The 13,986-nt window shown below is 29.6% G+C and carries 9 protein-coding genes and 3 pseudogenes; 8 read left to right on the top strand and 4 right to left on the bottom strand.

Annotated elements, in window-relative coordinates:
• Positions 1–6 precede the first annotated feature (6 nt).
• The 8 genes from flgA (at position 7) to AJ936_RS01155 (ending at position 7,350) form a co-directional block, all read left to right on the top strand.
• Complete coding sequence (gene flgA, locus AJ936_RS01190; protein ID WP_002861415.1) at positions 7–669, top strand: flagellar basal body P-ring formation chaperone FlgA; 663 nt, start codon at positions 7–9, stop codon at positions 667–669.
• A complete protein-coding gene (locus tag AJ936_RS01185; RefSeq protein WP_002861414.1) occupies positions 666–1,229 on the top strand; it encodes a UbiX family flavin prenyltransferase in 564 nt (187 codons plus the stop codon). The genes flgA and AJ936_RS01185 overlap by 4 nt, the downstream gene beginning before the upstream one ends.
• A 39-nt stretch (positions 1,230–1,268) precedes the next feature.
• Positions 1,269–1,745, top strand: coding sequence for a pantetheine-phosphate adenylyltransferase (gene coaD, locus AJ936_RS01180; protein WP_002852633.1), 477 nt, complete (start codon positions 1,269–1,271; stop codon positions 1,743–1,745).
• Entirely contained in the window at positions 1,736–2,314 is a 579-nt protein-coding gene (gene tmk, locus AJ936_RS01175) for a dTMP kinase (protein WP_002856897.1), read from the top strand. Before coaD ends, tmk begins: the two co-directional genes overlap by 10 nt.
• Positions 2,311–3,537, top strand: coding sequence for a histidine--tRNA ligase (gene hisS / locus AJ936_RS01170; protein ID WP_002856972.1), 1,227 nt, complete (start codon positions 2,311–2,313; stop codon positions 3,535–3,537). Before tmk ends, hisS begins: the two co-directional genes overlap by 4 nt.
• Positions 3,534–5,369 (top strand): biosynthetic arginine decarboxylase, encoded by a 1,836-nt coding sequence (gene speA / locus AJ936_RS01165; RefSeq protein WP_032581867.1) that lies wholly within the window; start codon positions 3,534–3,536, stop codon positions 5,367–5,369. Before hisS ends, speA begins: the two co-directional genes overlap by 4 nt.
• Complete coding sequence (cysE, locus tag AJ936_RS01160; RefSeq protein WP_070273961.1) at positions 5,370–6,008, top strand: serine O-acetyltransferase; 639 nt, start codon at positions 5,370–5,372, stop codon at positions 6,006–6,008.
• A 172-nt stretch (positions 6,009–6,180) separates the two neighbouring features.
• Positions 6,181–7,350, top strand: coding sequence for a pyridoxal phosphate-dependent aminotransferase (locus AJ936_RS01155; protein ID WP_070273960.1), 1,170 nt, complete (start codon positions 6,181–6,183; stop codon positions 7,348–7,350).
• A 60-nt stretch (positions 7,351–7,410) separates the two neighbouring features.
• On the opposite strand, the gene AJ936_RS01150 is transcribed toward AJ936_RS01155, so the two are convergent.
• The 4 genes and pseudogenes from AJ936_RS01150 to AJ936_RS10450 all read right to left on the bottom strand — a co-directional run bounded on the left by AJ936_RS01150 (position 7,411) and on the right by AJ936_RS10450 (position 13,975).
• Positions 7,411–7,752, bottom strand: coding sequence for a cupin domain-containing protein (locus AJ936_RS01150; protein WP_070273959.1), 342 nt, complete (start codon positions 7,750–7,752; stop codon positions 7,411–7,413).
• A gap of 69 nt (positions 7,753–7,821) precedes the next feature.
• A pseudogene (locus AJ936_RS01145) lies at positions 7,822–8,852 on the bottom strand (MBL fold metallo-hydrolase).
• Between the two features lie 26 nt (positions 8,853–8,878).
• Positions 8,879–11,793 (bottom strand): annotated as a pseudogene (locus AJ936_RS01140) (type I restriction endonuclease subunit R).
• A pseudogene (locus AJ936_RS10450) lies at positions 11,790–13,975 on the bottom strand (AAA family ATPase). Before AJ936_RS10450 ends, AJ936_RS01140 begins: the two co-directional pseudogenes overlap by 4 nt.
• Between the last annotated feature and the right edge of the window lie 11 nt (positions 13,976–13,986).

The raw sequence follows: 13,986 nt of genomic DNA, 5'->3' as shown, positions 1-13,986 counted from the left end.
ATAAAAATGAAAATTATTTTTTTAACTTTTTTTATTGTGATAAATTATATCCAAGCAGCTAGTTTAGAAGAAATCAAAACAGCACTAACTAAAGAATTTAGAAATAATTTTCCTAAAATTATAATTTCTCAAATTGATTTAAAAATAACATCATTGCCTAAAGATTTTGATCAATATGAATTTCTAAGAATCGCTAATGGACGTTTTAATCAAGCACAAGGCTTTTTAAGGGCTGAATTTAAAACTCCGCAAAATATACAAAAAAATGTATTTTTTAGATATTTCATTCAAGCAAATTTAGAAGTTTTGAAAAGCGAACGCGCTATAAAAAGAGGAGATAAACTTGGAGCTTTTGACTATAAAAGCGTATTGATTGATTTTGATAAAGTTCCTTTAAATGCCTTAACCTTAGATGATGTAGATAATCTTGTAGCTAAAAGCAATATTAACAAAAACGCTATTTTAAGAGCAAATATGTTTAAAACCACAGCTTTAATACGCCGAAATGATCCTATAATAGGGGTTTTAAGCGAAGCAAATGTTGATGTTTTAATCGAACTTGTGGCTTTGCAAAGTGCAAATATGGGCGAAAGGATTCGTGCAAAAAACAAAGAAGGTAAAGTTATGCAAGGCATCGTAGTGGGTAAAAATAGGATGATTATACAATGAAGGTTTTATTAGGAATTTCTGGTTCAAGCAGTGTCAATTTAGGCTTAAAATTATTAAAAAATTTAGAAAATCAATGCGAACTTTATTGTATTTTAACTCAAGGTGCAAAACTTAGTTTCAAAGCTGAAAATGAAGCAAATTTAGAAGAAATTTGTCAAGAAAATTTTAAATATACTCATTTTTTAGATGATAAAAATTTAAGTCTAAGTGTAGCAAGTGGATCTTTTGGAATAGAAAAAACTATCATTGCTCCTTGTTCGATTTCAAGTTTAGCAAAAATTCACGCTGGTTTTGCAGACACTCTTTTAATGCGTGCTGCAGCAGTAGCCCTAAAAGAAAGAAAAAAACTCATCTTAGGAGTACGTGAAATGCCTTTTTCTACTTTAAATTTAGAACATATGTTAAAACTTAGCCAAATAGGAGTTATCATCGCACCTCCTATTATCGCAAGCTATTCTAAAGCAAACAATCTAGAGCAAATGGAAAATTTTATCGTAGGCAAATGGTTAGATCTTTTAGAAATAAAACACAATTTATATGAAAAATGGCAAAATTTTTAGTTTAAATTTGTTATATTTTTAAAAAAAATTGGAGCAAAAATGACTTGTTTATATCCTGGGACTTTTGATCCTATTACCAACGGGCATTTAGATGTTATAAAACGGGCTTTAAAAATTTTTGATGAAGTCATCGTTGCCATAGCAAAAAGTGAACATAAAAAACCTTGCTATGATTTAGAAAAACGCAAAGAACTAGCCCTGCTTGCAACACAAAATTTAAAAAATGTTAAAATCATTGCTTTTGATAATTTGCTTGTAGATTTAGCCAAAGAATTAAAAGTTAATACTATAATCCGTGGACTTAGAGCAGTGAGTGATTTTGAATACGAATTGCAAATTGGCTATGCAAATCACGCACTTTGGGAAGATATGGAAACCATTTATCTTATGCCAAGTCTAAAACATGCTTTTATTTCAAGTTCTATTGTTCGCTCTATAGTAGCACATGGAGGCGATGTAAGTTCTCTTGTTCCAAAAGAAATTCTACCTTTTTTAAAGGATCAATCTTGTATGTAGTTTTTGAAGGTATTGACTGCGTAGGAAAAAGTACGCAAATTTCACTTTTAAAAGAAATTTACAAAGACGCCATTTTCACACTCGAACCTGGCGGAACAGAACTTGGAAAACATTTAAGAGAAATTTTACTTAATAAAACTCATCCTATTAACAAAAGAGCTGAACTCTTGCTTTTTTTAGCTGATCGTGCTCAACATTTTGAAGAAATCTTAAAAATCAATCAAAACAAACTCATTATTAGCGATAGAAGTTTTATTTCAGGCATGGCTTATGCCAAAGATTTTGAAAACGATTTGCTTTTTGCTTTAAATAGTTTTGCTTTAGAAAATTTTTTTCCACAAAAAATTATCTTTTTAAAAGGAGATGCAAACCTTATCCAAGAACGCCTCAGTCAAAAAGAACTAGATAGCATAGAAAAACGTGGCATTGAGTATTTTTTAAGTGTGCAAGATAAACTCGAAAAAGTGCTTCATTTTTTAAAAGAAAAAATTTCTATAGAAATTTTAACACTTGACGCAAAAGAAAGTAAAGAAAAATTACACCAACAAATAAAGGAATTTTTACAATGATTAACGCTTTAAAAGGAATGAAAGATTTATTAGATAAAGATGCATATTGTTATGAAAAAGTGATTAAAACCTGCGAAGAAGTAGCTAAAAACTATGGCTTTACTTTTATCAATACACCGCATTTAGAACTTTGCACCCTTTTTAAAAGAAGCGTAGGAGAAAGTTCTGATATAGTAGGCAAAGAAATGTATGAATTTATCGATAAAGGCGAAAATCATGTTTGCATGCGTCCTGAAGGAACTGCTGGGGTGGTGCGTGCCTATATAGAAAAAAAACTCGATAAAAACACTAGTGTGAAAAGATGGTTTTATCATGGTTCTATGTTCCGCTATGAAAGACCCCAAAAGGGACGCTTAAGAGAATTTCATCAATTTGGCGTTGAAAGTTTTGGAAACGCAAGCGTTTATGAAGATGCAAGTATTATTTTAATGTTAGTAGAAATTTTTTCACGCTTGGATATTAAATTTAAATTACTGATTAACTCTTTAGGCTGTTTAAAATGTATGCCAAAATATCGTGAAAATTTAATACATTTTTTAGATAGCAAAGAAGGTTTTTGCGAGGATTGTTTGCGTAGAAAAAACTTAAATCCTATTCGTGTTTTAGACTGTAAAAATGAACATTGCCAAAGCTTACTTAACGATGCTCCGCTTTTAAATCAAAATTTATGCTCATCTTGTCAAAAAGACTTTGAAATTTTACAAAGCGTTTTAAAAGAAAATGGAGTGGATTTTGAAGTGGATTCTAAGCTTGTTAGAGGGCTTGATTACTACTCTAAAACGGCTTTTGAATTCATTAGCGATGAAATTGGTGCAAAAGCTGCTATTGCTGGGGGCGGAAGATATGATAGACTTATTGAATATCTTGATGGAAAAAGTGGTTTTGGTGTAGGTTTTGCCATGGGTATAGAAAGAATTATAGCCATTTTAGAACAAAAAGAAGAAAAAGTCCAAAGAGAAGGAATTTATCTTTGTGCTATGGATGAAATTTATATCCAAAAACTTTTGCATATCGCTACAAATTTAAGAAAAGAACATAAAGTGCTTTTAAGCTATGAAGCAAGAAAACTAGCTAAACATCTCGAAAACGCGGATAAAAATAATGCTGAAATTTTTCTTTGTATGGGAGAAAATGAAGCACAAAATGAAAGTTTGTTTTATAAAAATTTAGCAAAAAAAGAAGAAAAAATGATTAAAATTTCAGACTTAAAGAAGGTTTTATGATGGATTATGGTATTGATATTTGGGGAAATGAAAATTTTATTATCAAAAATGGTAAAGTTTGTATCAATCACGAAAAAAAGCCCGCTATTATTGATATAGTTAAAGAATTAAGAGATGATGGATACAAGGGGCCTTTACTTTTAAGATTTCCTCATCTTATCCAAAAACAAATTGAAAATATTTACGGAAATTTCAATAAAGCAAGAAAGGAATTTGGCTATAAAGGAGGATTTAACGCTGTTTATCCTTTAAAGGTAAATCAATACCCTGGTTTTGTAAAAAATCTTGTAAAGCTTGGAAAAGACTATAACTACGGACTTGAAGCAGGCTCTAAAGCAGAGCTTTTACTCGCTATGGCTTATAATAATGAAGGTGCACCTATTACAGTAAATGGCTTTAAAGATAGAGAACTTATCAATATAGGCTTTATCGCAGCTGAAATGGGACATAATATCACTTTAACCATAGAAGGACTTAATGAACTTGAAGCTATCATAGACATAGCCAAAGAACGCTTTAAACCTAAACCAAATATAGGCTTACGCGTGCGTTTGCATTCTGCTGGAGTTGGAATTTGGGCAAAAAGTGGTGGGATTAATTCTAAATTTGGACTTACATCCACTGAACTTATAGAAGCGGTAAATTTACTCAAAGAAAACAAACTTTTAGAACAATTTACCATGATTCACTTTCATCTAGGCTCACAAATTACCGAGATTCATCCCTTGAAAAAAGCCTTAAATGAAGCAGGAAATATTTACACAGAACTTAGAAAAATGGGAGCTAAAAATCTAAAAGCTATCAATCTTGGTGGCGGTTTAGCTGTGGAATACTCACAATTTAAAAATGAAAAAAGTAGAAATTACACCCTAAGAGAATACGCTAACGATGTAGTTTTTATCCTAAAAAACATAGCCGAACAAAAAAAAGATTTAGAGCCTGATATTTTCATAGAAAGTGGACGTTTTGTAGCAGCCAATCACGCTGTTTTAATCGCTCCTGTATTAGAACTTTTTTCTCAAGAATACGCAGAAAACAAACTCATACTTAAAAAACAAAATCCAAAACTTATCGATGAGCTTTACGATCTTTATAAAAGCATAAAACCTTCCAATGCTTTAGAATACTTGCACGATAGCATAGATCATTTAGAGAGTATTTTAACTCTTTTTGATTTGGGCTATGTGGATTTGCAAGATCGTTCCAATGCTGAAATTTTAACTCATTTGATTACAAAAAAAGCTATCTTGCTTTTAGGCGATAAGCAAAATCCTGCGGATTTACTTGCCATACAAGATGAAGTGCAAGAAAGGTATTTGGTAAATTTTTCGCTCTTTCAAAGCATACCTGATTTTTGGGGCTTAGAACAAAATTTCCCCATCATGCCACTTGATCGCTTAGATGAAGAACCGACTCGAAGTGCGAGCATTTGGGATATAACCTGCGATAGCGATGGAGAAATTTCATACTCTAAAGATCAACCTTTATTTTTACACGATGTAGATGTAGAAAAAGAAAATTATTTTCTAGGGTTTTTTCTTGTAGGTGCCTATCAAGAAGTACTTGGAATGAAACACAATCTTTTTACTCATCCCACTGAAGCTATTATAAGTATCAATGAAAAAGGCTATGAAGTTGAGGGGATTATAGAAGCACAATCCATACTTGATGCCTTAGAAGATTTAGACTATGATATACACGCTATCATGGATATACTTAATGAACGCATAAGTAATTCTAAGCTTGTAAATGACAAGCAAAAAAAGCATATTTTAGGGGAACTTTATCTTTTCTTAAATGATAATGGTTATTTAAAAAGCATAGGAGTTTAGATGAATTTTTGGGGTATTATAAAAGAAGATTTTTCTCAGCCAAAGGCACAAGATCCAGCTTTTAATTCTTGTATAGAACTTTTTTTTAATTACCCTGGAGTATGGGCTGTAGTAAATTACCGCTTTGCACATTTTTTTTACATAAGAAATTTTAAACGCATTGCTAGGATGATTAGCGGAATTTCACAATTTCTAACTGGAGTAGATTTACATCCTGGAGCAAAACTTGGAAGACGTGTTTTTATAGATCATGCCAATGGAGTGGTTATAGGCCAAACAGCAATCATAGAAGATGATGTTTTAATTTATCAAGGCGTTACTTTAGGTGGAACAAGCCTTGAAAAAGGTGCTAAACGTCATCCAACCATCAAAAAAGGAGTGATCATAGGCTCAGGTGCAAAAATACTTGGCAATATCACCATAGGAGAAAATACCAAAATAGGCTCAAATGCTGTAGTGGTTAAAGATGTAGGTGCAAATTTAACTGCCGTTGGAATTCCTGCTTATATTATCGAAGAGCGTAAAAATAAAAATATTAGAGCTATAGATGCAAATTGCGATGACAAACTAGAAAAGTTAGAAAAGAAAATTTTAGAACTTGAAAATCTTATATTAAAACGACCTGAATCACAAAAATAATAATTTTTTATAATACATAAAATTATACATATTATTATGCGTATTAATTTTTCCTACAAAATTAATACAAATTTTCACATTTGCTGAAATTTATAACTCATTTTTAAATTAAATTTATTACAAAAATGCAATTTTCTGCTAAAATTAAACAAAAACTATTAAGGATTGAAAAATGCTTACAAAAAGATCTCAAGTTTTAGAAGAATCTATCACTTTAGCCATCACTGCACTTGCTAATGAACTTAAAGCTAAAGGCGAAGATATTATTAGTTTTTCAGCAGGCGAACCTGATTTTGACACACCGCAAATCATCAAAAATGCCGCCATAAATGCTATTGAAAAAGGATGTGGAAAATACACTGCTGTTGCGGGAATTCCTGAAGTATTAAAAGCTATTCAAACCAAATTTAAAAAAGATAATAATCTTGATTATGAAACAAATGAAATCATCACCAATGTAGGCGCAAAACACTCTCTTTTTGAATGTATAGAATGCTTAGTAGAAAAAGATGATGAAGTCATTATCCCTAGTCCTTACTGGGTAAGCTATCCTGAAATGGTAAAATTTTCAGGTGGAAAACCTATATTTATAAAAGGCTTGGAAGAAAATGGCTTTAAAATTACCGCTGAACAATTAAAAAAAGCTATCACAGCTAAAACCAAGGTTTTAATGCTAAATTCTCCTTCAAATCCTGTGGGATCGATTTATTCTAAAGAAGAATTAACTCAAATTGCTAAAATTCTAGAAGGAACGCAAATTACTGTTTTAAGTGATGAAATGTATGAAAAACTTCGCTATGATGGTTTTGATTTTGTAGCTTTTGCAAGTGTAAGCGAAGATGCTTTAAAACGCACCGTGACCATTAACGGACTTAGCAAATGTGGAGCTATGCCAGGATGGCGTTTTGGCTATATGGCAAGTAAAAATAAAGCCCTAATTTCAGCCGTTAAAAGACTTCAAGGACAAAGCACTTCAAATATTTGTTCCATTGCTCAACATGCAGCCATTCCTGCTTTAAATGGAGAATGTGATGAAGATATAGAAAAAATGCGTCAAGCCTTTGAAAAACGCCGTAATTTAGCCTTAGATATGCTTAAACAAATCACAAATATCAGTATTTATAAACCAGAAGGTGCTTTTTATCTTTTTGTAAATATACAAAAAATAGAAAAAGATTCTATGAAATTTTGCCAAAAATTGCTTGAACAAGAAAAAGTTGCCGTTGTTCCAGGTATAGGTTTTGGAATGGATGGATACTTCAGACTTTCTTATGCCACAAGCGATGAGCTTATCAAAAAAGGTTTAGAAAGAATAACAAATTTTATTAAAAACTATAAATAATTCTAGGTTAAAGCCTAGAATTATTTAGGCAAATTAAAACCTTATAAAATCAAAATAAAATCAAGGCTTTTTAAGCACAGCATTTACCCTTTGAACACTATCTGATTTATTTAAACTCAATCTTATTATAGAATTTTCTAATCCACCTAAAGAATGTGCTACATTTGCCTCTAGGCTTATCATATCTAAAGCATTTAATTCAAATTTTTCCTTTTCCACTTCAAACCAAATTTTACCGCTTAAAACTTGAACATGTATAGCAAAAGGAGCTTTATGCTCTTTCATCACACTGTCTTTAGCTAATAAAATTTGAATTTCTTTACCTTTTTCATTGTCAATTAAAACATTGATTTTCACTTCTTTTGGGCTAAATTCCGCCTTATTCCATTGAATGATTTTCACAAAATCTCCTTTTTTAGTTTTATAAAACTATAACAAAAACCAAAATATAGATTATAAACTTGTGTTAATTTATTCTTCTTTCCACCAAAAATCCTGTTTAAATTTAGTCCCTATTTCATAAGCCTCACCCATTTTTGGTGTGATAAGGGGTAAATCTAAATTTTCATAAAGAAATTTTACTACCTCATTCCACGCATGAGTTCCCGCTAAAAATCTCCCCCAATGTATAGGCATGACAGCTTTTGCATTAAGATCTTTTGCTTCTTTTAAAATTTGATCAGGAAAAGAGTGTGAATATGGCCAAGCGATATTAAACTGTCCGCTTTCAAGACAAGCTAGGTCAAAACTTCCAAAATATTCACCTATTTTTTAAAATGTGTAAAATACCCTCCATCTGCGCTAAAAAACACTCTCTTATCTACACTTAAAAATTCCATCACAAAAGAAGCCCAAAGGGTTTTGTTTTTACCATCTCCTCTACTTGAACTGTGCTGTACAGGTGTTGCAATGATTTTTAAATCACCAAATTCTATGCCACTCCACCAATCAAGCTCTATGATTTTTTTCTCACTCACCCCATAGCTTTTTAGATAATTTCCCACTTTTAAAGGTGTGATAAAAATTTTAGCCTTATCTTTTAAAGCTTTTATACTCTTAGCATCTAAATGATCAAAATGTGAATGCGTGATAATCACAGCAAAAATTTCATTAAAATCATTTACATTATAAACAGGAGCATTTTTAAAAGCCTTGTTGATAAAAGAAATAGGCGAAGCATGAGTGTTAAAAATAGGATCAATCAAAATTTTATATTCTTTAAAACTTATAAAAAGCGAAGAATGTCCAAGCCAAGTAATATGCGGAGTGCTAAAACCACTCAAATCAGGCTTGAAAAAAGGTAATTTAAAAGAAGGAATGGCATTTTTTGGATAAAGATAATAATATCTCAAAATTTCTTTAAAAGACACTTTAGGAGTTATAAGACTTTGCTCATTTTCATTAAGAAAAATTTCATATTTTTTACCCTGCACTTTTTTAGCTTTTAATCTTTCATTATTTGAAATATCAAAGGTTTTAAAAAAATCTACACTCACAAACATTTATCCTTTTTTGACAATTTTATACTTTAAAAATCATTACAAACCATATTAAACATGGTATTTGCTATCTTGTCTTTAAATTCTATATTTTGATTAAATTGTTTAAAAAGTTCTAAATTTAACTCCAAGATATCTTGAATTTTATCTTTTAAAAGCGCATCAAACTCGATACGAGAATTTTGTATATCGGATTTGCTAAAAGTTTCACGTATTCTTTCATTTTTTGCTATATCATCTTTTATATCATATAAGATTTTAGCAATTTTATCGCTTTCATTAAAGTCTATATTTGCGTATTTGTTATTAAAATCTTTGATGATGTTTGAAAGTTCTTCTAATTCAGCTTCAACACTTTTGCTCGAACCATCTGCAAAAGAAGGCTTTAGCTCTCCATTTCCTTGTAAAACGATGTCTTGTGTTTTATCAAGTTGTAAGCGATAATTATCAAAATCCACATTATCTAAAATTCCTTTAGCTAAATCCTCTGATTTAAGCAAGATGATCTTACTAGCAAGTTTTTTAAGTAATATATAGAGTTTTTCAAGCTCTATGTCTTCATAAGGCAATATTTGTGCAAGAAAAGAATACTCTTTAAGATAAGTTTTTGCTTTATTATAAAAATCTAATTTTTCATCATCACTTTTTTGATTAAATCTATCTAGCATTATGTCCAATTTTGCATGAATGATATTTTCTTTTTCTTTTCTTAAAATAGCATTTGCAAAATCATCTATTTCTTCTTGGGTATAAATTTCATACTCATTTAGATTTGCCTTTAAATCAAAAATTCTATTATCATCTGTGGCTTCGCTTAAATAAGTTTGTTCATAAAATATACTAAAAGATTTTGCTATATCTTCATGAGTATTTACAAAATCTAGCACAAAAGTGTTTTCTTTGTTTTTGCAAGTTCAGTTTAGTCTTGATAGAGTTTGTACTGCACTTACCCCACTTAATGCTTTATCCACATACATAGTATGTAATAATGGCTCATCAAATCCGGTTTGGTATTTTTCCGCAACGATTAAAAAACGATACTCATCTTTTTTAAACTCATCTTTTAAAACATTTTCCGCAAAACCATTTAAAGCACTTTCGCTATAAATTTCACCTTCTAAATTTACTTCACCTGAAAAAGCTACAATGGCTTTAAAATGTGGATAATTTTTTCTTAAATATTCCCTAAAAACAAGATAATACTTTACAGCATTTTCTCTTGAGCTTGTTACAATCATAGCTTTTGCTTTACCATTTATCTTTTTAAAGCTATTTTGAAAAAAATGCTCACACATGATTTGTGATTTTTGTTCGATTGTTTTGATATTGTTTTGGACATAGGCTTTTAGTTTTGCGCTTGCTCTTTTTTTGTCGTATTTTAGATTATCATTTGTACAAGATATGATTTTATAGTAACTTTTATAGGTTGTATAGCCTTTTAATACATCAAGTATAAAACCTTCTTCTATGGCTTGTTTCATCGAGTAAAGATGAAAAGGGATAAACCTTTGCCCTCCATTAACATCACAAGGCATACCAAACATTTCTAAGGTTTTTGGCTTAGGCGTAGCAGTAAATGCAAAATAAGAAGCATTACTTTGGAGTTTTTTATTTTTTATGATTTCTAAAATTTCATCATCTAAATTTTGACTTTCATCGCCGCTTTTATCCCTTATGGCTTCTGCCATTTTTGAGCATTGCTTCCGCTTTGACTTGAATGAGCTTCATCGATAATGATAGCAAAAGTTTTGATTTTTAAAGTTTTGATTTCATCTAAAATAAAAGGAAATTTTTGTATGGTTGTGATGATGATTTTCTTACCTTTTTCTAAAGCATTTTTAAGCTGTTTGCTTCCATGAGTGATAGCTTCTACTAAATTTTTTGTCTGCGAAAAGGATTTTACATTTTCTCTTATTTGACTATCAAGCACTTTTCTATCGGTTACTACGATGATAGAATCAAAGATATTTTTTTCAAGTCTATGCAAGCTTACGAGATTATGTGCAAGCCAAGATATAGAATTACTCTTGCCACTTCCTGCACTATGCTGGATCAAGTAGCGTTGCCCTGTGCCGTTTTCTTTTGCATGGGCGAGTAGCTTTTCTACTACATCGAATTGATGGCATCTAGGAAATATGATGATTTCTTCATTTTTCTTTTTTACAACTTGCACAAAATTAAAAAATAAATTTAGCAAAGTATCTTTTTTAAAGATTTTCTCCCACAAATAAGCTGTTTTTATACCATCACTTAGCGGATTACCTGCTCCATTTGCTAGGCCTATTTTGCCACTACCATTATTTAAACCAAGGTTAAAAGGTAAAAATGTAGTCGCATCTTGATCTAATTTCGTACTCATATAGCAAAGATCATAATCTAGCGCAAAATGCACTATCGTATAGTTAAATATAGCTTCTTTTGGGTTTCTATCTTTTTTGTATTGCTCTATAGTGTGAAAGACATTTTGTCCGGTGAAATGGTTTTTAAGCTCTATGGTGATAAGAGGCAAGCCATTTAAAAAGATCACCATATCAAGGGAGTTTTTATTTTGCGTGCTATAGTAAAGCTGGCGTATGATAGAAAGGGTGTTTTGCTCGTATTTTTTCACGCTTTCTTCGTTTGCATTGGTATTTGGCTTGGCAAAGGCTAGGTAAATTTTGATACCTTTGATCTCCACATAGCCTTGCAAAGCTTTAACTATGCCTTTAGTTTTGATCTGTGAGAAAATACGATCAAAAAGTTCTTTTTTATAGTTTTGCCCACAACGCTTTTTAAGCTCTTCTAATGCTACACTTTGTGTAGCTTGCAAGAAATTTTCAAAAATTTCTGTATCGATACATAAATTTTTATCGTAATTTTCATTTGTTCTTTTGATATAGGCATGGTTTTCTAACAAATAAGACTCTATGAAATCTTCTAAATCTTTTTCTTGGTAGTTAGTCATTGTTGGTTTCCTTTAGTCATCATTATGTTATAATGTTCAAGATGTCCCAAATATTCAAATACTTTTTTAAATGCTTCAAAAAATATATCGATATTGATTTCTTTTACATCTGACATATTACCCATAAAAGAATGGGATTCTCTATTGATATACCGACAAAAAGCTTCAAATTTCTTTTCTTTATCTTCATTCTCTATTTTTTTTATTATATCAATTGTATCTTTTTGAATAAAACCTAGAAAATATTCTAAAATATTTCTCATAGTATTAGGAATTAATATAGCATGAATTTTACCTTCTTTATAATCTTTTAAAATTTGCCAATAAGCTTGATAGTCATTTAAAATTTCATCTTCTTTCATTATATCGATATGAGATATATAATTCTCATTTCTTCTAATTCTAAAAGTATAAATATCTTTTTTATAATCTTCTCTAAACCCTATTAATTCCTTAAAAAAATACAAATGGTGTGTTAAAATAAAAATTTGTTTATAACTACCATCTTTATTGCGTAAAAATATTTCTTTAATAAGTTGAGCTATATTATAAACATAATTAAAAGAAAGGCTAGAAATAGGATCATCAATCACGATAATTTTATCTAAAATTGCTTCATCTTTTTCTTTTTTGCCTTGACAGAGTTGCAAAAAATACAAAAATGAAATTAAAGTTTTTTCACCTTCACTTAGAGTTTTAAAACTAGGTTTATTCTCTCCTTCTCTTGCGATAATGTATTCTTGCTTTTCATTGTCATGAGTTTTGATATAGAAACTTAAAATTCCTAAATCTTTCAAATGGTTATTTATCTTATCAACTGCTTTTGGATATTAATTACCTCTTTTTGTTTTTCTTTTATGGTATTTTCTATATGTTGTATGTCATCTTTGATAGCTTGATTTTCTTTATCTAAAACTCCTTTATTTATTTCCTGTTCCTTTTTATCTTTGTTGTATTTTTCTATAATCTCCTTTTTTTCAAAAATCACAAATTCCCAAAATTGTTTTTCTAATTTCTCTTTCTCATTTTTACAATTATCCAACTTGCTATTAAATTCTATGATTTTTTGTTGTATTTCTTTGATATAATCATTAAAATTTTGAAACACTTCATTAGTTTTTTCTAATTCTATTTTTTTACTAGGTTCTTTAATCTTTTCTTGAATTTTTCTAATATTTTCTTCAAGTTTTAATTTTACTTGAGAATATAATTTTTCAAATTCTGAATTTTTATCATCTAAAATATCTCCTCTGTAAAAAGTCTCTATACTTGGTATATTTGACAATAAATTTTGATATTCATCATTTAATTTTTTTACTTCTTTTATTTTACTTTCATATGTTTTATCAAAATAATTCTCTAAATAGCTTTTAAATTCTGTAGTGATTGTGTTACTTTGGCAAAAAGGACAAGTTTGAGAATCTTGCAAAACATACTTATCAAAACCATCTTTTACCCAATCTTCATTCCCTAACTTTTTAATTAAATTTGCGATAACGCTATCTTGATTCCCTACAATTATTTCATTAAACATTAAGTTATTTTCTATATTTTTAAATTCTATATTTGGAATTTCATTGATATTTTCTAATTTAACTTGTGTCGCATCAGTAAGAATGTTATATTGTTTCTTTAATTCTTCTAAATTTGTATTTTGATTTATTGTATCAAGAGATAAAACTTCTTCTATTTTTGGATTTATAAATTTAAAAAAACTTTCTTTGCTTCCCTTTTTTCCTTCAAAAAAATCTTTAAAATTATCACTGTAATTTTGCTTGATTTTCCAAATATCACCTTTAAAATCATTTTCTATTTTTATTATATCTTTTTGTTTTTCTTCTAATTTTCTTTGATTTTCATCTTGACTAGATTTTAATCTTATTAATTCTTTTTGTAAATTTTCAATTTCTTGTTTTACAATTATATTTTCTTCAGAGAGTGTAAAAATACCTTTTTGCCTATCCGTATCATAAAAATTTTCATCAATAAAATCTTGATTATAAACTAAATTTTCTTGATTGATTAAACCTTCTATTTTACAATCCTTAAATTTTTCATCTTTTTGATTTGCTAAAAATTTAGAAATTTGCGTTTTTCCTGCTCCATTTAAACCATAAATCAAATTAATACGCTTATTTGTTTCTAGTGTTGTTTCATCTTTATAACTCGCTACATTTTTCATAGAAATTTTAG

Source organism: Campylobacter sp. BCW_6877, from assembly GCF_001762445.1.
Classification (GTDB): domain Bacteria; phylum Campylobacterota; class Campylobacteria; order Campylobacterales; family Campylobacteraceae; genus Campylobacter_D; species Campylobacter_D jejuni.
This window is presented reverse-complemented; position numbering and strand designations above follow the sequence as displayed.

Excerpts from the sequence above, each read along its gene's own strand:
- AJ936_RS01155 (WP_070273960.1), top strand. The coding sequence starts at position 6,181 with ATGCTTACAAAAAGATCTCAAGTTTTAGAAGAATCTATCACTTTAGCC.
- flgA (WP_002861415.1), top strand. The coding sequence starts at position 7 with ATGAAAATTATTTTTTTAACTTTTTTTATTGTGATAAATTATATCCAA.
- speA (WP_032581867.1), top strand. The coding sequence starts at position 3,534 with ATGATGGATTATGGTATTGATATTTGGGGAAATGAAAATTTTATTATC.
- hisS (WP_002856972.1), top strand. The coding sequence starts at position 2,311 with ATGATTAACGCTTTAAAAGGAATGAAAGATTTATTAGATAAAGATGCA.
- coaD (WP_002852633.1), top strand. The coding sequence starts at position 1,269 with ATGACTTGTTTATATCCTGGGACTTTTGATCCTATTACCAACGGGCAT.
- AJ936_RS01185 (WP_002861414.1), top strand. The coding sequence starts at position 666 with ATGAAGGTTTTATTAGGAATTTCTGGTTCAAGCAGTGTCAATTTAGGC.
- cysE (WP_070273961.1), top strand. The coding sequence starts at position 5,370 with ATGAATTTTTGGGGTATTATAAAAGAAGATTTTTCTCAGCCAAAGGCA.